The 18,883-nt window shown below is 70.5% G+C and carries 17 protein-coding genes; 9 read left to right on the top strand and 8 right to left on the bottom strand.

Translation table 11 applies throughout. The annotated features are described in order from the left end of the window. The first annotated feature begins 68 nt into the window (after nt 1-68). The 5 genes from WS57_RS10610 to WS57_RS10590 all read left to right on the top strand — a co-directional run bounded on the left by WS57_RS10610 (nt 69) and on the right by WS57_RS10590 (nt 6,011). Nucleotides 69-707 (top strand): LysE family translocator, encoded by a 639-nt coding sequence (locus tag WS57_RS10610; protein ID WP_059602192.1) that lies wholly within the window; start codon nt 69-71, stop codon nt 705-707. A gap of 219 nt (nt 708-926) precedes the next feature. After that, nucleotides 927-1,682: a DUF3348 domain-containing protein gene (locus tag WS57_RS10605; protein ID WP_059515814.1), complete on the top strand. Its 756-nt coding sequence runs from the start codon at nt 927-929 to the stop codon at nt 1,680-1,682. Nucleotides 1,683-1,698: 16 nt separating this feature from the next. Then, a complete protein-coding gene (locus WS57_RS10600) occupies nt 1,699-4,746 on the top strand; it encodes a DUF802 domain-containing protein (RefSeq protein WP_069244169.1) in 3,048 nt (1,015 codons plus the stop codon). A 3-nt stretch (nt 4,747-4,749) separates the two neighbouring features. After that, on the top strand, nt 4,750-5,394 hold the full coding sequence (locus WS57_RS10595; protein ID WP_060300104.1) for an OmpA family protein: 645 nt from the start codon (nt 4,750-4,752) through the stop codon (nt 5,392-5,394). Further along, entirely contained in the window at nt 5,391-6,011 is a 621-nt protein-coding gene (locus WS57_RS10590) for a DUF2894 domain-containing protein (protein WP_069244168.1), read from the top strand. Before WS57_RS10595 ends, WS57_RS10590 begins: the two co-directional genes overlap by 4 nt. 40 nt (nt 6,012-6,051) lie before the next feature. On the opposite strand, the gene WS57_RS10585 is transcribed toward WS57_RS10590, so the two are convergent. The 3 genes from WS57_RS10585 to WS57_RS35680 all read right to left on the bottom strand — a co-directional run bounded on the left by WS57_RS10585 (nt 6,052) and on the right by WS57_RS35680 (nt 10,999). Continuing rightward, nucleotides 6,052-6,633 (bottom strand): hypothetical protein, encoded by a 582-nt coding sequence (locus WS57_RS10585; RefSeq protein WP_059515806.1) that lies wholly within the window; start codon nt 6,631-6,633, stop codon nt 6,052-6,054. Between the two features lie 529 nt (nt 6,634-7,162). After that, on the bottom strand, nt 7,163-8,449 hold the full coding sequence (locus WS57_RS10580) for an isoprenylcysteine carboxylmethyltransferase family protein (protein ID WP_059515804.1): 1,287 nt from the start codon (nt 8,447-8,449) through the stop codon (nt 7,163-7,165). Between the two features lie 120 nt (nt 8,450-8,569). Continuing rightward, nucleotides 8,570-10,999: a collagen-like triple helix repeat-containing protein gene (locus tag WS57_RS35680; protein ID WP_081337600.1), complete on the bottom strand. Its 2,430-nt coding sequence runs from the start codon at nt 10,997-10,999 to the stop codon at nt 8,570-8,572. A 363-nt stretch (nt 11,000-11,362) separates the two neighbouring features. Between WS57_RS35680 and WS57_RS10565 the strand changes: the two genes are divergently transcribed. Beyond that, nucleotides 11,363-11,761 (top strand): carboxymuconolactone decarboxylase family protein, encoded by a 399-nt coding sequence (locus tag WS57_RS10565; protein WP_009689841.1) that lies wholly within the window; start codon nt 11,363-11,365, stop codon nt 11,759-11,761. Between the two features lie 22 nt (nt 11,762-11,783). On the opposite strand, the gene WS57_RS10560 is transcribed toward WS57_RS10565, so the two are convergent. Then, nucleotides 11,784-12,635, bottom strand: coding sequence for a LysR family transcriptional regulator (locus tag WS57_RS10560; protein ID WP_059480849.1), 852 nt, complete (start codon nt 12,633-12,635; stop codon nt 11,784-11,786). A 135-nt stretch (nt 12,636-12,770) separates the two neighbouring features. Between WS57_RS10560 and WS57_RS10555 the strand changes: the two genes are divergently transcribed. Both WS57_RS10555 and WS57_RS36965 read left to right on the top strand, forming a co-directional pair. After that, nucleotides 12,771-13,349, top strand: coding sequence for a DUF4865 family protein (locus WS57_RS10555; protein ID WP_059518856.1), 579 nt, complete (start codon nt 12,771-12,773; stop codon nt 13,347-13,349). Next, nucleotides 13,346-13,522, top strand: coding sequence for a hypothetical protein (locus WS57_RS36965; RefSeq protein ID WP_155774285.1), 177 nt, complete (start codon nt 13,346-13,348; stop codon nt 13,520-13,522). Before WS57_RS10555 ends, WS57_RS36965 begins: the two co-directional genes overlap by 4 nt. Before the next feature lie 187 nt (nt 13,523-13,709). On the opposite strand, the gene WS57_RS10550 is transcribed toward WS57_RS36965, so the two are convergent. The 3 genes from WS57_RS10550 to WS57_RS10540 are packed head-to-tail and all read right to left on the bottom strand — an operon-like array spanning nt 13,710 to nt 17,207. Further along, on the bottom strand, nt 13,710-14,717 hold the full coding sequence (locus tag WS57_RS10550; RefSeq protein ID WP_069244165.1) for an alpha/beta fold hydrolase: 1,008 nt from the start codon (nt 14,715-14,717) through the stop codon (nt 13,710-13,712). Between the two features lie 7 nt (nt 14,718-14,724). Next, nucleotides 14,725-16,308, bottom strand: coding sequence for a flavin-containing monooxygenase (locus WS57_RS10545; protein ID WP_069244164.1), 1,584 nt, complete (start codon nt 16,306-16,308; stop codon nt 14,725-14,727). Then, nucleotides 16,305-17,207, bottom strand: a complete 903-nt coding sequence (locus WS57_RS10540) for an SDR family NAD(P)-dependent oxidoreductase (protein ID WP_059518863.1) — start codon at nt 17,205-17,207, stop codon at nt 16,305-16,307. Before WS57_RS10540 ends, WS57_RS10545 begins: the two co-directional genes overlap by 4 nt. A 103-nt stretch (nt 17,208-17,310) precedes the next feature. Here WS57_RS10540 and WS57_RS10535 point away from each other — a divergent pair, with 103 nt between their 5' ends. Then, nucleotides 17,311-17,958 (top strand): TetR/AcrR family transcriptional regulator, encoded by a 648-nt coding sequence (locus WS57_RS10535; protein ID WP_230945473.1) that lies wholly within the window; start codon nt 17,311-17,313, stop codon nt 17,956-17,958. A gap of 45 nt (nt 17,959-18,003) precedes the next feature. Here the strand turns inward: WS57_RS10535 and WS57_RS10530 are convergent, their stop codons facing one another. Next, nucleotides 18,004-18,774, bottom strand: a complete 771-nt coding sequence (locus tag WS57_RS10530; protein ID WP_069244163.1) for an NAD(P)H-dependent oxidoreductase — start codon at nt 18,772-18,774, stop codon at nt 18,004-18,006. Nucleotides 18,775-18,883 lie beyond the last annotated feature (109 nt).

Genomic DNA, 18,883 nt, shown 5'->3' with positions numbered 1-18,883 from the left:
CTTTCGGCCGCGCGCGAAGCGTGCCAGAATCATCTACTGGACCGTCGGGTCCGCTCAAGGAGATGCCGATGACTGCGTCAGCTGCCGTATTCGCCATTCTGGCCGCGCTGTGGCTCGGCGCGATGATTCCGGGCCCGAGCTTCGTGCTGGTCGCCCGCAACTCGATCGGCCTGTCGCGCCGCGACGGCCTCGCGACCGCGCTCGGCATGGGCATCGGCGGCATCGTGTTCGGCGGCGTCGCGCTGGCCGGGCTCTATACGCTGCTGCAGGCCGTCGAATGGCTGTACGTGGGCCTCAAGCTGGCAGGGGGCGCCTACCTGATCTACATGGCGTCGAAGATCTGGCGCGGCGCGGACCGGCCGATCGCGATGGACGATCCACAGGCTGCGGGCGCCGGCCGCGCGAGCCGGTCGTTCTGGACCGGCCTCACGACCCAGCTCAGCAACCCGAAGACGGCGATCTGGTACGGCAGCATCTTCGCGGCGCTGCTGCCGCAGCATCCGCCGCTGTGGTGCTATCTGGCGCTGCCGCCGCTGGTGTTCGGCGTCGAATTCGGCTGGTACACGCTCGTCGCGCTGTGCTTCTCGACGCGGCGGCCGCGCGAGCTCTACCTGCGCGCGAAGAGATGGGTCGACCGGATCGCCGCCGGCGCGATCACGCTGCTCGGCCTGCGGCTGATCCTGAACGCGCCGAAAGCGGGAATCTGACCGGCGGCGCGGGCGCCGTGCGCGCCCCTGCTGCGCCGCCGGATACGACGACGGGGCTTCGGCTCCGGCCGTTGCAGGCCGGCCGGCGATACGCCGCCAGCCTTGCCCGGCGGGCATCGTGGCCCGTCTCGCAGCGCGCCGGCCGCCATCGCGTCCGCGATTCTGGCGGTCCCGGTCCCGACGACGTGTAAACTGCTGCCTTTTTTGACTGTTCGCAGCATGGTGCACGCTTCCCCGCGCCCGGCATTGAGTGGACCGACCCTCGTTCGGCTGCTCGCGCGCCTGGCCGATGCCGACGTCGCGGAATCACGGCAGACGCTGTCGGACCGACTGAGCCAGTGGCTCGGCTGGACCGACGCGATCACGCTGTCGTCCGCGCTGAACGCGAGCCCGCCCGGCGTCGCGGCCGGCGTGCGCGGCCACGACGCTGAGCGCGACTGCGCGCGCGTGCGCCACGATCTCGCGCAGGCCATCACCGCGCTCAACCAGCGGCGCGCGCGGCGACGCCCGGGCGAGCCGCCACCGCCGCCCGCCGATACGGCCGACTTCGCCGATTTCCGCCAGCGCACGCTGCTGCTGCAGCAGGAGATGGAGACGGCGATCGGCCAGCTGCGCGGCCGCCTGCGCGTCGCGCTTGCGGCGCGCTCGCCCGGCATGGCGCGGCTCGCGTCGCTCGACGCGATCATGGAGCGCGTGCTCGGCGCGCGCGAGCGCAGCCTGCTGTCGGCCGTGCCCGCGCTGCTCGGCACGCGCTTCGAGAAGCTGCGCGACGCGGAGCGTCAGGCGCTCGCCGCCGCACAGGCCGACGCGCCGGCCGATGCCGATGTCGATGCCGACGCGGCGCGGCCCGCGGCGATCGTGCCCGGCGCATGGCTCGACACGTTCCGCGACGAGATGCAGAGCGTCCTGCTCGCCGAACTCGAAATCCGGTTTCAAACGGTCGAGGGGCTGCTCGCGGCCCTTCGTACCTGCTAGGTCTGTTTACTACGCTATGTCCAGAATTCGTCTTGATCTCGTTGTCTTCATCGCCGGTCTGATCGCCGTGTGCTGGATCGGCGCCGGCTATGTCGCGTCGAACCCGCTGGCGGCGGCCGTCACGCTGCTGATCGGCGCGTGCTACGTCGCGGGCGCCTGGGAGCTGCAGCGCTACCGGCAGGCGACCGCGACGCTGTCGCGCGCGGTCGCGGGCCTGTCCGAACCGCCCGCGAAACTCGACGCCTGGCTCGACGCGCTGCATCCGGGCCTGCGCGGCGCGGTGCGCGCGCGTATCGAAGGCGCGCGCGTCGCGCTGCCGGGCCCGTCGCTGACGCCCTATCTGGTCGGCCTGCTGGTGCTGCTCGGGATGCTCGGCACGCTGCTCGGGATGGTCGTCACGCTGAAGGGCACGGGCGCCGCGCTCGAAAGCGCGACCGACCTCGACGCGATCCGCGCGTCGCTGATCGCGCCGGTGAAGGGGCTCGGGTTTGCGTTCGGCACGTCGATCGCGGGCGTCGCGACGTCGGCGATGCTCGGGCTGCTGTCCGCGCTCGTGCGCCGCGAGCGGACCGACGCGGCCGCGCAGCTCGACGCGAAGATCGCGACGACGCTGCGCGTGCATTCGCATGCGCACCAGCGCGACGAGTCGTTCCGGCTGCTGCAGCGCCAGGCCGACGTGATGCCGGCGCTGGTCGACCGGCTGCAGACGATGATGACGACGCTCGAGGCGCGCAGCGTCGCGCTGCACGATCGCCAGCTCGAAAGCCAGCAGGCGTTCTTCGACCGGACCGAGCGCGCGTATGCGGGGCTCGCGTCGAATGTCGGCGATGCGCTGAAGGAAAGCGCCGCCGAAAGCGCGCGCGTGGCCGGCGCCGCGCTGCAGCCGGTGGTCGCGGCGACGATGACGGGCCTCGCGCAGGAGATGGCCGCGCTGCGCGACACCGTGACGGGCGCCGTGCAGCGTCAGCTCGACGGGCTGACCGACGGTTTCGAGAAGACCACCGCGAACGTGACGACCGTCTGGACGCGCGCGCTCGACGAGCAGCGCCGTGCCGGCGACGCGGTCGCGCAGCAGTTGCAGACGACGCTCGGCCAGTTCACCGACACGTTCGCGCAGCGTTCGACGGACCTGCTCGACGGCGTCGCGACGCGCCTCGAATCGACCGAGGGCCGCCTCGCGGACGCATGGCGTGACGCGCTGGCGCGCCAGGAGCAGGTCGGCGATGCGCTGGCCGGCCAGCATGCGCGCGCGTTGGGCGAAGCCGCCGCGACGTTCGAGCGGCATTCGGCATCGACGCTGGCCGCGATGCGCGACGCGCATGCGAATCTGCAGACCGAGCTCGCGTCGCGCGACGCGCAGCGTCTGTCGGCATGGAACGAGTCGCTGGCTGCGATGGCCGCGAAGCTCGGCGACGAATGGCAGCGTGCGGGCGAGCACAGCGCGGGACGTCAGCAGGCAATCTGCGATGCGCTGGCCCAGACGACGCGCGATCTCGCCGCGCAGGCCGCGACTTTCGAGCAACGCTCGAACGACCTGCTGACGACGATTCGCGAATCGCATACGGGCCTGCAATCGGAACTGACCGCACGCGACGAGCAGCGCCTGTCGGCCTGGAACGACTCGCTGGCCGCGATGGCCGCGAAGCTCGGCGACGAATGGCAGCGTGCGGGCGTGCACAGCGCGGGCCGTCAGCAGGAAATCTGCGATGCGCTCGCCCAGACGACGCGCGATCTCGCCGCGCAGGCCGCGACTTTCGAACAGCGTTCGAACGACCTGCTGACGACGATCCGCGAATCGCATACGGGCCTGCAATCGGAACTAACCGCACGCGACGAACAGCGCCTGTCGGCCTGGAACGACTCGCTGGCTGCGATGGCCGCGAAGCTCGGCGACGAATGGCAGCGTGCCGGCGTGCACAGCGCAGGCCGTCAGCAGGAAATCTGCGACGCGCTCGCCCAGACGACGCGCGATCTCGCCGCACAGGCCGCGACTTTCGAACAGCGTTCGAACGACCTGCTGACGACGATCCGCGAATCGCATATGGGCCTGCAATCGGAACTGACCGCACGCGACGAGCAACGCCTGTCGGCCTGGAACGACTCGCTGGCTGCGATGGCCGCGAAGCTCGGCGACGAATGGCAGCGTGCCGGCGTGCACAGCGCGGGCCGTCAGCAGGAGATCTGCGACGCGCTGGCCCAGACGACACGCGATCTCGCCGCACAGGCCGCGACTTTCGAACAGCGCTCGAACGATCTGCTGGCGACGATCCGCGATTCGCATGCGGGCCTGCAGACGCAACTGGCCGCGCGCGACGAACAGCGTCTGTCGGCCTGGAACGACTCGCTGGCCGCGATGGCCGCCGCGCTGCGCGACGAATGGCAGCAGACGAGCGCGCAGGCCGCGACGCGCCAGCAGGACATCTGCGACACGCTGGCCCGCACCGCGAACGACATCACCGCGCAGGCGCAGGCGCATGCGAGCGACACGATCAACGAGATCGCGCGCCTCGTGCAGGCCGCATCGGAAGCGCCGAAGGCCGCGGCCGACGTCGTCGCCGAGCTGCGCCAGCGGCTGTCCGACAGCCTGGCGCACGACACCGCGATGCTCGAGGAGCGCAGCCGCCTGCTCGCGACGCTCGAAACGCTGCTCGGCGCCGTCAACCATGCGTCGACCGAACAGCGCGGCGCGATCGACGCGCTCGTCAGCACGTCGGCGGACCTGCTCGACCGTATCGGCGCGCGTTTCAACGACACCGTCGAAGCGCAGGCGCACCGGCTCGATTCGGCGACCGCGCAGGTCACGGCGGGCGCGGTCGAGGTCGCGAGCCTCGGCGACGCGTTCGGGATGGCCGTACAGGCGTTCGGCGAGTCGAATGACAAGCTGCTCGCGCATCTGCAGCGCATCGAGGCCGCGCTCGAGAAGTCGCTCGCGCGCAGCGACGAGCAGCTCGAGTACTACGTCGCGCAGGCGCGCGAGGTGATCGACCTCAGCATGATGTCGCAGAAGCAGATCGTCGAAGACCTGCAACAGCTCGCCGGCCGGCGCGCGTCCGTCGGAGCGTAACGCATGCACGACGAAATCGACGGCGGCGCGGAATCGGCGCCGGTCTGGCCCGCGTTCGCCGACCTGATGTCGGTGCTGCTCGGCGCGTTCGTGCTGATCCTCGTCGGCGTGATCGGCATGCAGTTGCAGCTCACGTCGAAGCTTGAGGAAGCGGTGCGCGCGCGCCAGCAGGAAGCGCAGCAACGCAAGTCGCTCGAACAGGCGCTGGCGGGCCCGCTCGCGGCCGGCCGCGTGACGCTCGTGAACGGGCGCATCGGCATCAGCGGCAACGTGCTGTTCGCGCTGAATTCCGATCAGCTGCAGCCGGAAGGCCGCGACCTGCTGAAGACGCTGGCCGGCCCGCTGGCCGCGTACCTGAAGACGCGCGACGAGATCCTGATGATCAGCGGCTTCGCGGACGACCAGCAGGTGCGTGCCGGCAACCGGCTGTTCGCGGACAACTGGGAACTGTCGGCCAAGCGGGCGCTGACGGTCACGCGCGCGCTGATCGATGCGGGCGTGCCGGCTTCGTCGGTGTTCGCGGCCGCGTTCGGTTCCGAGCAGCCGGTCAGCTCGAATGCGGATGACGAAGGCCGCGCGAAGAACCGCCGCGTGGAAATCGCGCCGGTGCCGCGCAAGTCGGCGTCGAACGGAGGGAAGGCGCGGTGACGCACGACGCGACGCCCGCCCGCGCGCAGCTCGACGCGTGGCGCGAGCAGCATGCGGATCGCCTCGATCCGGTGCGGTTTCATCGCATCGATGCGCTCGAGCGGCGCGCGGCCGCGTTCGACGGCGACGCGCGCCGGCTGCTCGACGCGCGGCTCGCGACCCTGCTGGACGACTACGCGCAGATCGTCGCGCGCGCCGACGACGCGTCGGCCGCGCGCGAAACGCCAATGGCGGATGCGGCGCCGCCCGCGCCGACACGCGGCGCGCTGGCTGCGCTCGCCGAACGGCTCGCGCGCGATGCGCAGGCCGATCGGCGCGGGATCGATCCCGCGCTGATCGACTACTTCCGCGCGACATGGTCGAAGGTCCGCACCGAGAAGCAGTACCGGCAGTCGCTCGACCAGGTGCCGCGCAACGCGGGGCCGCTGAATTCGAACAGTCTCGTGCACCGGTCGCTGTCGGTGATGCGCGAATTGTCGCCGGCATATCTGCAGCAGTTCCTGTCCTACGTCGATGCGCTGGCCTGGCTCGAAGACCTCGCCGGCGGCGGCGCGCAGCCCGACAAGGAAGCGCCGCGCGCGAAGACCGCGAAGAAGGGCGCGCGGGGCAAGCGGTAGCGTCGGCACGGATTTCGGCGAGCGGATGCGCGACCCGGCGTCATCGCGACGCCGGGTCCGCCATGCCGGTCGCCCGTGCGAATGTCGCGAGATCCCAGCCGCGGCCGAGCAACAGCCGCCGCGTATGCAGCGCATCGTGCACGTGGTCCGGCACCGTGGCGCCGAGATAGCGCAGCGCGCGGCCCTCGACGTCGACGAAGCCGTGCCGGTAGTCGTGCGCGAGCGCGCCCCAGAGCTGCGCCGCGCCGACCGACTGGCGCGCGCCGCTGATCAGGCACAGACCCGCATCGAGCCCCCATCGATACAGCGTCGTCGCGACGCCGCGGCGCTGCGCCGAGCCGCGCAGCCGCGTGTGCGGCGCGCGCAGATAGCGGTCGGCGCGGCGCGGGATTTCAGGCAGACGGTTGAATACCGTGTAGCCGGCCAGCTCGCGGGCGGCCGGGTTTTCCACGTACAGGAAGTATTCGCCGTCCGCTTCGCGGTGGCGGACGATCAGGCCCGAGCGGCCGAGTGCGACGGCCGGCAAACCGTGCAGCCGGTGGCCCGGCTGGTGCAGGCGTGCGTAAAGCGCATCGAGCTCGTCGTCGATGTCGCGCTGGGAATGCTGTACGTCGATGCGCATGGCAAAGGACGCCCGTCTCGGGCGTATCGGGAAAGAGGTTCATCGCAACGGGAACGGGGGAAGGGCAGGGAAGCGGCGCCCGGCTCGGCGAGCGAGCCGGGGCCGCGAATCAGCCGGGGATGTGCTGGAAACCGGCGGCGATCGCGGCGAGGCCCGCGATGCAGAGTGCGAACAGGATCAGGACCTTGTGGATCACGCCTCTCTCCTCAATCAAGCATGCGCGGCGCTGCATGGCGGCGCCGCGGAGACGGTGATGGCGGGCACGCCCGCACGGCCGTCGCCGGATGACGACGGTCGGGTGTCCGGCGGTGCGGCGGGCCATGTGAGGCGGCGGCGCACGCGGACGGCCAGCACCATACGCGAGGCGCACGGGGCGGGCAACCGGATCGACGGGGAAAAGCGACGAAAAGCGATGAAAAGCGGAAAATCGCGTCGTTTCGCGACAATTGGCCGCAGGCGGGCCGGGCGGGAGCGGGTGCGCGAGCGGCCGGCGCGGGCGCTTTCGCCGGCGCGGCCGCCCGCCGCTGCGTCAGGCCGGCTGACGCTGCCCGCCGAAGGCCTGGCGGATCCGCGCGAACAGCCCGTGCTGCGCGATCCATTCGGCGTACGCGCGGTAATCGGGATCGCGCATCAGGTGGCGTTCTTCCGTTTTTGCACGCACGTAATAGATCAGGTTGATCGCGACGAGCCCCGCGCAGTGCATCAGCCCGACCTGCCAGCCGAGCGGCTCGACGAACGGCACCGACACCATCCAGTACGACAGATTCTTCGTGATGTACGCGGGATGCTTCGTGAAGCGGTACGGGCCCGACGTGATGATCCCGCGGTTGGTGAGGTTCGAGAAGCGCAGCCCGAACGAGATCGTCGACAGCGCGTAGGTCATCAGCAGCAGGATGATGACGGTGCCCCAGACCACGCGGATCGTCGGGGCGGACAGCAGCCAGTTGTCCCAGAACATCGAGCCTTCGTAGCGGATGTAGTTGTTCGAGATCAGCGACCAGAACGGCTGGTAGCAGATCAGCGCGGCGGTCCAGCCGAGCATCGTCGGCTCGACGGTGCGCACGTGGCTGTCGAGGATGCGGAACGTGCAGAGGTAGCCGACCGTGCCGAACATCAGGTCCATCGTGAACGACAGGTCGTACAGGAACATGAAGGTCGCGAGCGTCATCGGCGCGTTCATCGCGTGCGTCAGCGACGCGCTCAGGTGGTCGGCGTCCTTCGACAGGTAGACGGTCATCAGCGGCAGGAAGAACGCCTTCACGCCCCAGCCCGCGAGCATTTCGCGCACCGGCTGCCAGCTCGCCGGCTTGTCGCGGCGGAACAGGAAGCGGCCCCACAGCAGATAGGCGTCGTCGGTGTCGCGCTGGTGGCGATCCATCCACGCGAAGTAGAACGGCGCGGCGACGATCACGTACGGCGCGAGCGAGCGCAGCAGCGACCAGAACGGCAGGTAGAAGGTGCTGTGATATTCGGGCAGCAGCCAGTAGATCGTGCCGATGCCCGCGTAGATCGACGCGAGCGCGCCGAGCCGGGTCGCGACGCGCGCGATGCCGAGCGGTCGCACGGCCTGGCGCGACAGCCCCGTGCTCGGGCGCAGGTAGACGCGCGAGATCAGCAGTTCGTGCAGCGCGATCGTGCCGATGATGGCGAGACTCGCGATGACGGCGCGCGTTGCCGCGTCGAGGCCCGGCTGGTCGCGCGTGATCCACAGCGCGAACAGGCCGGCCGTGATGCCGAGCAGGCCGGCGCGAAATGGCGTGGCGGAACGGGGCGGATGATCCTGGACCGCGGCGATGCCGTCGAGCGTGGAATTCATGGTGTGATCCTCGTAGGGAACGTGGCCGGCGTCCCCGCTTGGCGGGTGACGCCGGCCGTCGGCCGGGCTGTCGGAGATCGCGTGCCCGGCCATTGGCCTGTCGTTCTGATAGAGACTGCGTTACTTCTTGGTGCCCGCGCCCAGCAGACCGCCGAGCAGGTTCGTCACGGGCGACAGCAGGTTGTTCGTGCCGCCTGCCGCACCGCCGTTCGAACTGCCGCTCAGGCCGGCCGACACGGTGCCGCTGCCGCCCGGCGTCGTCACCGTGCCTGCCGCGCTGCCCGGGGTAACCGTGCCGTTGGCGCCGGCGCCGGCGGCCGGCGTCGTCAGCGAGCCGGTCAGCGTGCCGACCGGGCCGCTCGTCAGCAGGCCGCCGAGGCTGCCCGTCACGTTGCCGCCCGGCGTCGTGACCGTGCCCGTCAGGCTTGCGCCGAGCGGCGTCAGCGCGTTGACGAGGTTGGTGACCGGCGACAGCAGGCCGCCGACACCCGAGCCGCCGGTGCCGCTCGTTCCGCTGGTGCCGCCGGAACCGCTCGAACTGCCGCCGACGCCGCCGAGCGCGCCGGTCAGGTTGCCGAGCAGGCCGGTGATCGGTGCGAGCGGGTTGCCGCCGCTGGTGCCGCTGGTGCCGCCCGAACCGCTTGAGCTGCCGCCGACGCCGCCGAGCGCGCCGGTCAGGTTGCCGAGCAGGCCGGTGATCGGCGCGAGCGGGTTGCTGCCGCTGGTGCCGCTGGTGCCGCCCGAACCGCTCGAGCTGCTGCCCGCGCTGCCGCCGTACACGAGGCCGCCGGTCGATGTGACCGTGTTGCCGAGTTGGCCCACGACGCCGCCGAGACCCTGGCCGAGCGAATTGTCGGTCGCGCCGCCGATCTTCGAGCCGGCGAGGCCGAGGCCGCCGCCCAGCGTGCCCAGCAGGCCGTTCAGCGGCGTGCCGAGCAGCGTCGCGCCGCCGAGTGTCTGCGTGACGCCCGGCGTCTGGACGCCGCCCGTCAGCGTGTTCGTGATCGGGTTGATCACCTTGCCGAGCTGCGTTTCGAGCTGCTGGACCGGCGAACTGCTCAGTGCGGTGTTGAGGCCCGACGCGGTCGAGTTGACGGCGCCGCCGACCGTGTTGACGAGGTCGCCGACCAGCGTCGTCACCGGCGAGAGCGGCGACAGCGGGCCCGAGCCGAGGCTCTTGACCGCATTGCCGAGGTTGTTGACCGCGCCGCCGGCGCCCGTCAGCAGGCCGGTGGTCGAGGTCAGCGTCGGGCCGAGCGGGTTCGCCGACACGCCGATCGAGCCGAGGCCGGCCGCGACGCCGTTGCCGAGCGACTGCACGCCGTTGCCGAGGCTCGTGACCGCATTGCCGATGCTGGTGGCCGTCGTCGGGTTGGTGCCGGGGATCTGCACGCCGCCGATCTGGCTGCCGCCGTTCGCGACCGCGGTGCCGAGCGACGTGACGAGGTTGCCGGATTTCTGCAGGACGTTGCCGAGCGGGGTGACGCCGGAGCCGGAGGTGCCGGAGGTGCCCGAGGTGCCCGACGTGCCCGACGTGCCCGAGGTGCCCGAGGTGCCCGAGGTGCCCGAGGTGCCCGAGGTGCCCGAGGTGCCCGAGGTGCCCGAGGTGCCCGACGTGCCGGAAGTACCCGACGTGCCCGAGGTGCCCGAGGTGCCCGAGGTGCCGGAAGTGCCCGACGTGCCGGAGGTGCCCGAGGTGCCGGAAGTACCCGACGTGCCGGACGTGCCCGACGTGCCGGAGGTGCCCGAGGTGCCGGAAGTGCCCGACGTGCCGGAGGTGCCCGAGGTGCCGGAAGTACCCGACGTGCCGGACGTGCCCGACGTGCCGGAGGTGCCCGACGTGCCGGAAGTACCCGACGTGCCGGAGGTGCCCGAGGTGCCGGAAGTACCCGACGTGCCGGAAGTACCCGACGTGCCGGAAGTACCCGACGTGCCGGAGGTGCCCGACGTACCCGACGTACCCGACGTGCCGGAGGTGCCCGACGTGCCGGAGGTGCCCGACGTACCCGACGTACCCGACGTGCCGGAGGTGCCCGACGTGCCCGACGTGCCGGAGGTGCCCGACGTGCCCGACGTGCCGGAGGTGCCCGACGTGCCCGACGTGCCCGACGTGCCGGAGGTGCCCGACGTACCCGACGTACCCGACGTACCCGACGTGCCAGACGTGCCAGACGTGCCAGACGTGCCAGACGTGCCGGAAGTACCCGAAGTACCCGAAGTACCCGAAGTACCCGAAGTACCCGAAGTACCCGAAGTACCCGAAGTACCCGAAGTACCCGAAGTACCCGAAGTACCCGAAGTACCCGAAGTACCCGAAGTACCCGAAGTACCCGAAGTACCCGAAGTCGTCCCCGACGTACCGGAACTCCCCGACGTACCCGAGCTGCCGGAAGTACCCGAAGTCCCCGACGTCCCCCCGCCGGACGTCCCCGACGAGCTGGGTTTCACGACGGGCGGCGTGGTCGGCCCGTCGACGGAGCCGCAGCCGTACAGTGCGAGAAGCGACGAGACAGCCAGCGATACCGTCGTCTTTTTGAAGTAGTGGTGCATGTTGGCCTCGACATTGGAAATGTGTCCAAGCCTCCACTGCAAATTCCGCGCCACGGCAGGTTTCGCGAAACGGTCTTGCGCTTTATTGCAGGAACCGGGAGTTTCGGTGCGATTTAAACGGAATAACCGTGCTTTCGCGGAACGGGCATGCGCGATGCGGCGCCGTGCCTGTTGCGATGTTCCCGTAAGGCGCCGTAACGCGCGGCCGGATGTTACGTAGCGCCGGACGTGACGGATCCGACGTTACGCGGCCGCCGACCGCGCGAAGAATCTTTGACGAAACGCCGGGCCTCCGCAAACATGGTGCGACTCCCCCGGCCGCCGGTATGCCGAAGGGGCCGCGACTCCATACAGGACACGCACATGAGCGAACAGGACAGGGAATACGGCAAGGCGCGCCGGGTCGACGTGATGGGCGAGGCGTTCGTCGAGCGCGCGATGCGCGATCTCGACGGCTTTTCCCGGCCGCTGCAGGACTGGCTGAACGAACACGCGTGGGGCAGCACCTGGCAGCGCGGCGGCATCGACCTGAAGACGCGCAGCCTGTGCACGTGCGCGATGCTGGCGGCGCTCGGCCGCAGCACGGAACTGAAGGGGCATGTGCGCGGCGCGCTCAACAACGGCGCGAGCCTCGTCGAGATCCGCGAAGTGCTGCTGCACAGCGCGCTGTACGCGGGCGCGCCGGCCGCGGTCGAAGCGTTCCGCAGCGCGCGCGAGGTGATCGCGGATCTCGGCCTGACGCTGCCGGACGACGAAACCTGAGCGGCCGCCGCTTCTGCCGGCCCTAACGCACGCCGACCGACGCACGCAGCGTCGCGCCCAGCGTGCGCAGGGCCTGCCGTGCCGCGGCGTCGGTCTGGTTCGAGTACAGCACGACATCGCGCGTCGGCAGCGGCGGCAGACCGTAGCGCGCGCCGACGTCGACGGTGCCGGACGGCGCCACGCGATGCCCGAGCGCCGCGACGGCGAGCCCTGCGGACACCGCCGCGCCGATCGTCGCGACGCCGCCGCCGACGAACACCTCCGTCCACGCGATGCCGGCCGCATCCAGTGCGTCGACCGCCATGCTGCGGACGCTGCACGGCGCGGCCTGCGTCGCGAGGCGCAGCGGCGGCTGGTAGTCGAAGTCGGCCGCCGCCATCCAGCCGAACGATTCCGACAGCACGGTCTCGCCGTCCAGCCGGCGGCTGTCGTGCCGCAACACGATGGCGGCGTCGAGTTGGCCGCGGTCGTACGCGTCGAGCACGTCGCGCGACGTTGCCACGCGAATCTCCAGCACGAGCGCCGGCTCCGCCTCGCTCATCCGGCGCAGCAGCGTCGGCAGGTCGGCGCCGACGATGTGGTGGCTGATGCCGATGACGAGCCGGCGCTGCGCCGCGTCGAATGCGCCGACCGCGCCCTGGTGAGCCGTCACCAGCGCGCGCGCCGGCTCGAGGAACGCGATGCCGTCGGCCGACAGGCGTACCTGCCGTGGCGTGCGTTCGAGCAGCCGCCGCCCGAGCCCGTCCTCCAGCCGCTTGATCTTCAGGCTTACCGCGGATTGCGTCGTGTCCATCGCCTCGGCGGCCCGCGTGAAGCTCTTGAGGTCCGCCGTCAGCACGAACGCCTGGACCGCTTCGATATCGAGCGTTTTCATCGCGTCTATCCATTTGGAAACAGAATCACTGAAATATTCTGCCATGGGATTTTCAAATGATTCGGGCCGCTCTACGCTGTTCTCACGCCATCCCGAACGACCGCCCCGCGTCGTTGGGCAAGCCAGGAACCGATCATGCTGACTGCCAGCTATGTGCACCGCCTGCCTGCGGACTACGACCTCGACATCATTCGCGCGCGCGTCCGCGAGCGCGGCAGGCGCTGGGACGACGCGCCCGAACTGCTGTTCAAGGGATTTCTGCTGCGCGAGGCCGGCCGATACGGCGCGACGGAAAACGCGTATGCGTCGCTCTATCTGTGGCGCGACGACCGTGCGTTTGCGCAGTTCGTCACCGACGGCCGCTATCGGGTCGTGACCGACAGCTTCGGACGGGCGCCGATCGAGGTCCAGGTCGCGCTCGATGCGCGCCGCGGCCGTGCGTCGGCGGCCCGCTTCGCCCGTCTGGAAGCGATCGACATCCCGGCCGACGCCGATCTCGACGCGACGCTGGCGCAAGAGGTCGCGCGCAATGGCGAAACGGCGGCGCGGCCCGGCATCGTCGCGGCGGCCGTCGGCCTCGATGCGCTGCGCTGGCGGCTGACCCGGATCGCGCTCGCCGATCGCGAACCGGACGACGGGGCTGCCGGCACGGTGTACCAGGTGCTGCATCTGGCGCAGCCGCTGCTGCATACGCTGCGCGAGAGCGTCGAATGAAGGCCGGCAGCGCGCGGCCGGACGCGCGAGTGCGGCTGCGCGGCACGGCCTGCGATGCGTCGTCGCCGGGCCTCACTGCGGGCCTTGCGCTCGCCGCGCATCTCGCGGGTGTGGCGGTGGGGATGGGCGCGGTCGCGGCATTGACGGCCGTGCTGATCGCGCTGATGCGCTGAAACGGCCGCGTCGCGCACCGTCGTGCGATGTCCGGCACGGCGTCATGCCGAAGCGGCGGGGCGGCGGAGCGGCGAGTGCGGCCATCGGCGTTGCGCGGAGGCGTCGTTCCTGCCCGAGCCGCGCCGAAGCAGGCTCGCCGGCCCCTGCCGCACGCACGCGGCGCAGGCCGGCGAACCCGGACGACGTTCAGTGCGCGACGCGCGCTGTCTGCGACACCTGCGCCGGCGCATCGACTGCCGCATCGACCGGCTCGGCCGCGACCTCGAGCAGCCAGTCGGCGGTCGCATCCGGAATCGTCACCGGCAGCATGTGCCCGCCTTCGACGACCTTCAGCCGCACGCGCGCCGACTTCTGCGCGAGCGATTCGCCGTGCTCGCGCCAGTTCAGGATCGGATCGGCGCGGCCATACAGCACGTCGACCGGCAGCGCCAGTTCCGCATAACGCTGTTCCATCGCGGGCAGATCGGTCGGCGCCGACAGCAGGTCGGTGGCCGTCGCATAGAAGCTGTCCGGCCGCAGCCCGAGCAGGCCGCCGCCCTTGACCGGGAAGTCGCGCGGCACTTCTTCGGGCGCGAACACCTGGCGCACGGCCTTGCGGCCGGTCAGGATCGTCAGCGGGATCGCGAAGGTCCACGACACGAAGCGGCGCACCAGCGGCGACGGCAGCATCAGCGGCCGGAACGGCGCCGGCGGCTCGGACTGCGGATGCGACAGCGGCGCGATCAGCGCGAGCCGGCTCACGCGCTCCGGATGATTGAGGCCGACCGCGAGCGCGATCGCGCCGCCGAGCGAGTGGCCGACGAGCACCGGCCGGTCGAGCCGCAGCGCGTCGATGAAGGCGGCGACCGTGCGCGCCTGCGCAAACACGTTCGCCTGCGAGCTCGCGCCGCGGATCGAGCGGCCCGCGCCGGGGCGGTCGAGCAGGATCACGCGATGCCGCTGCGCGAGCCGTGCGAGCGGCAGGTACGCGAAGTTGCGCAACTGCCCGGCGAGCCCGTGGACGAACACGAGCGGCGGCCCGTCGCCGTATTCGACATAGTGGATGCGGTCGCCGCCGACGTCGACGAAGCGTCCTTCGGGCGGAAACGCGCGCGTCACGCGGCGCGCGACGTAGGCGGCAAACAGCGCGAGGGCCGCGAACACCGCGACGGCGGCGATCAGTACGTTCTGGATCAGGTGCAGCGTCGTGCTCATGTCGGCCTCAGCGGGTTTCGAGTACGGGTTCGGCCACCGGCGCGACCGCCGGGACGGTTTTTGCGCGGCGTTCGAAGTGCATCGCCGAATCGGCGAGCGCGCTGAACTTCAGCGAGGCGAGATCGAGCACGTAGTTCTGATGGAATTTCCACGGCTTGCGCTGGCCCTGCTTCGGCAGGATGCCGGCCGCGCGCTGGATGTAGCCCGAGCTCAGGTTGACGGCCGGCACGTCGCCGAGGTCGCCGGCGCGCAGACGCGGCACGCAGGTGTCGTAGCCGTTCGCGTGCATGTGATTGAGCAGCCGGCACACGTAGCGCGCGATCAGCTCGGCCTTCAGCGTCCACGATGCGTTGGTATAGCCGAACGACGACGCGAGGTTCGGCACGCCGCTGTACATCATGCCCTTGTACGACACGGTGTCCGGCAGGTTGACCGCGCGGCCGTCCACCGTCACCTGCGCGCCGCCGAGCATCTTCACCTTCAGGCCGGTCGCGCTGACGATCACGTCCGCGTCGAGCTGCTGGCCGCTCTTCAGCCGGATGCCGGTCGGCGTGAAGCGCTCGATCTCGTCGGTGACGATCGACGCGCGGCCCGCGCGGATCGACTTGAACAGGTCCCCGTTCGGCACGAGGCACAGCCGCTGGTCCCACGGCTTGTAGCGCGGCGTCAGGTGTTTCGCGACATCGAAGCCGGGGCCGAGCTGCCTGCCGGCCGCGCGGATGATGAACTTCTTGGTCGCGTCCGGCTTGCGGCGCGCGAGATTGTAGAAGTACATCGTCAGGAGTACGTTCTTGATCCGCACCAGCCGGTGCGCGAGCCGCGACGGCAGCACGCTGCGCAGCGCGTTCGCGATCTTGTCGCGCGCGGGCAGCGACACGATGTAGGTCGGCGAGCGCTGCAGCATCGTCACGTGCTGCGCGTCCGCGGCCATCGACGGCACCAGCGTGACCGCCGTCGCGCCGCTGCCGATCACGACCACGCGCCGGTTCGCGTACGAGAGGTCCTTCGGCCAGTGCTGCGGGTGCACGATGCGGCCCTCGAACGCATCCATGCCGGGCCAGTCGGGCTGGTAGCCCGCGTCGTAGTCGTAGTAGCCGCTGCACATGTACAGGAAGCGGCACGTATGGACGAGCGTGTCGGTCGCGCCGTCGCGCGTGCGTTCGACGCGCACCGTCCAGCGGGCGCGGTTCGAATCCCAGTCGGCCGCGACGACCTTCTGCCCGTAGCGGATCGTCTTGTCGATGCCGTAGGCGCGTGCGGTGTCGCGGATGTAGTCGAGGATCGTCTGGCCGTCCGAGATCGCCTTGTCGCTGTGCCACGGGCGGAAGCTGTAGCCGAGCGTGAACATGTCGGAATCCGAACGGATGCCCGGATAGCGGAACAGGTCCCAGGTGCCGCCGATCGCGTCGCGCGCCTCGACGATCGCGACGCTCGCGAACGGGCAGCGCTGCTTCAGGTGATACGCGGCGCCGATGCCGGACAGGCCGGCGCCGACGATCAGCACGTCGAGGTCGCAGGGGGTGTTGCCGTCACGGCGGCTGCCGGCAGGCTCGGGCGGCGCGGCGCGCCGGTCGGTCGTCGTCGAGGTCATGCGGGATCCTTGGTCGGCGTGGTCGGGAGCGCGCCGGCTGCGTGCGCGCGTTCGAGGTTGCGCGCGCGGGCACGGCGCACGTGGCGAAGCATCAGCCACTGGTAGCCGGCGCCGAGCGCGCGCGCGATCCGGTCGAGCCGGCGCGCGTCGGCGCCGACCAGCACGCGGCGCGCATTGCGCTCGACGCCCGCGAGGATCTGGCGGGCGGCGTCGTCGGCCGTCGTCGCGCTGATCAGGCGGTTCGCCTGGCGGCGATGGGTCGCCTCGTCCTGGCCCGTGAGCGCGTGGATGCTCGTGTCGACGCGGCCCGCATCGACGATGTTGGTCGCGACGCCGCCCGGATGCACGCAGGTCGCGCTGACCGGTGCGCCGTCGAGCTCGAGTTCCATCCGCAGCGCCTCGGTGAAGCCGCGCACCGCGAACTTGGTCGCGTTGTACGCGCTTTGCGTGGGCATCGCGACGAGGCCGAACAGGCTCGACGTATTGACGACGTGGCCGTCTCCGGAGGCGCGCAGGTGCGGCAGGAACGCCTGCGTGCCGTGCACGACGCCCCAGAAGTTGATGCCGACGATCCATTCGAGATCGGCGAGGCGCGCGGTTTCGGCGCTGGCCGCGAGCGACACGCCCGCGTTGTTGAAGATCAGGTTGACCTTGCCGTGCTGCGCGCGCACGAAATCGGCCCATGCGAACACCGCGTCGCGATCGGCGACGTCGAGCCGTCGCGTGGACACGCGCACGCCGTGGCGCGCACACGCGGCGGCCGTGCCGGCGAGCGCGACTTCGTTGACGTCCGCGATCGCGACCTCGCAGCCGCGCCGCGCCAGCTCGACCGCGAGGCTGCGGCCCATGCCGGAACCGGCGCCCGTGATCGCGGCGACCTTGCCGGAAAACCCTTTCATTCGTCGTCCCTCCCGTTCCGCTTGCCGGGCGCCGGTCGTGCGCCTATTGTGGTGTTTGTTGTCACCACTTTAGTTTTCGGGTGTCCTGATGTCAAATAGCGGAATGGAGAAAGCACTCGAAACGGAAAAAAGGGGTAGGTCGTACGGCGGCGTGGCGCCGGAGGTGCGCGCGGCCGAGCGGCGCGACGCGCTGATTCGTGCGGCCACGCGCGTGTTCGGCACGGTCGGGTTCCGCAAGGCGACCGTGCGGTCGATCTGCCAGGAAGCGAAGCTGAACGATCGCTATTTCTATGCGGCGTTCGACAGCACCGAGGATCTGTTGCGGTGCACCTACCTGCATCACGCGCAGCAGTTGCACGACGCGGTGGCGGAGGCGGTGGCCGCGCGCGGCGGCGATCTGCGCGAGCGCGTCGATGCGGGTCTGGCCGCGTTCTTCGGGTTCCTGCGCGACCCGTGCGCGGCGCGCGTGCTGTTGCTCGAAGTGATGGGCGTCAGTGCCGACACCGACGCGACGTATCAGCGGATGCTGCTCGATTTCGGCAAGCTGATCATGGCGATCGGCGCGTCGCGCGAGCCTGCGACGCCCGCGGAGCGCACCGAGCAGCGGCTGATCGGGCTGGCGCTCGTCGGCGCGATGACGAACGTCGGCGCGGCGTGGCTGCTGACCGAATACCGCGATGCCGAGGCGCAGATGATCGCGAGTTGCAGGAAGGTCCTGCTGGGGACGCTGGGCGAGCGCGGCGACCGGTGAGTCGCCGCGCGGGGTTCGTGCGGCGCAGCCGGGCGTTTTGATGGTTCAGGATCGCCGCCCGTACGGCGCAGGCACATCCGTGCGTCCCGGTTTCAGCATGCCGTGCTCGTCCCAGTCCTCCCAGCCGGGAAATCGCAGCGGCGTGTCCGTGCGCCAATTCGCGAGGCGGCGCGCGAGATGGGCGCGATGCGCGCTCAGCGACGCTGCCAGCGCCGCATCCTCCTGATACCGGTAGCCGCCGCGCGCATCCTGCACGCCGTGTGCGAGCACCGGTTCCAGCACGGCGTAGCCCATGTAGTGCAGCGAATAGTGGAGCGGCCACAGCAGCAGGTCGATGTCGCCGCCGCGGCCGCCCGGGCCGAACGTCGCGGCCGGCGCGCCGGTCGTCACCGAGCAGATCGCGCGCCGCCCGCGGAAATGGCCGCGATCGTAGCGCCGGCTGCCGGAATACAACGCGCCGTTCACGAACACGCGATCGAACCATCCTTTCAGCATCGCGGGCGGCGCGTGCCACCAGAGCGGAAACTGGAGCACGACGAGATCCGCTTTCTCCAGGCGCGCGATCTCGCGGCGTATGTCGTCGGGCAGCGTGCCGTGCGTGCTGGCGTGACGCTGTTCGACCAGCGCGGAAAAGACTTCGGCGTTGGCGCGAGGCCGGTAGTGGCGCGGCGCCTCGACCGGATCGAAGCCGTCCGCATAGAGATCCGATACCTCGACGTCGTGACCGAGATCGCGCATCGCCTGCGCCGCGGTGTCGCGCAGCGCGGCATTGAACGAGCGGGCTTCCGGATGGCAATGGACGATCAACGTGTTCACGGCGAGGCTCCTGTTTGTCCGGGCGGCGCAGCAGGCGCGGCGGCGTGCGCCGGTATTTGCCTGACACCTTACGCGTTGCGAAAATGAACCGGAACTGGCCAATTTCGCA

The organism is Burkholderia pseudomultivorans (assembly GCF_001718415.1).
GTDB classification, from domain to species: Bacteria; Pseudomonadota; Gammaproteobacteria; order Burkholderiales; family Burkholderiaceae; genus Burkholderia; species Burkholderia pseudomultivorans_A.
This window is presented reverse-complemented; position numbering and strand designations above follow the sequence as displayed.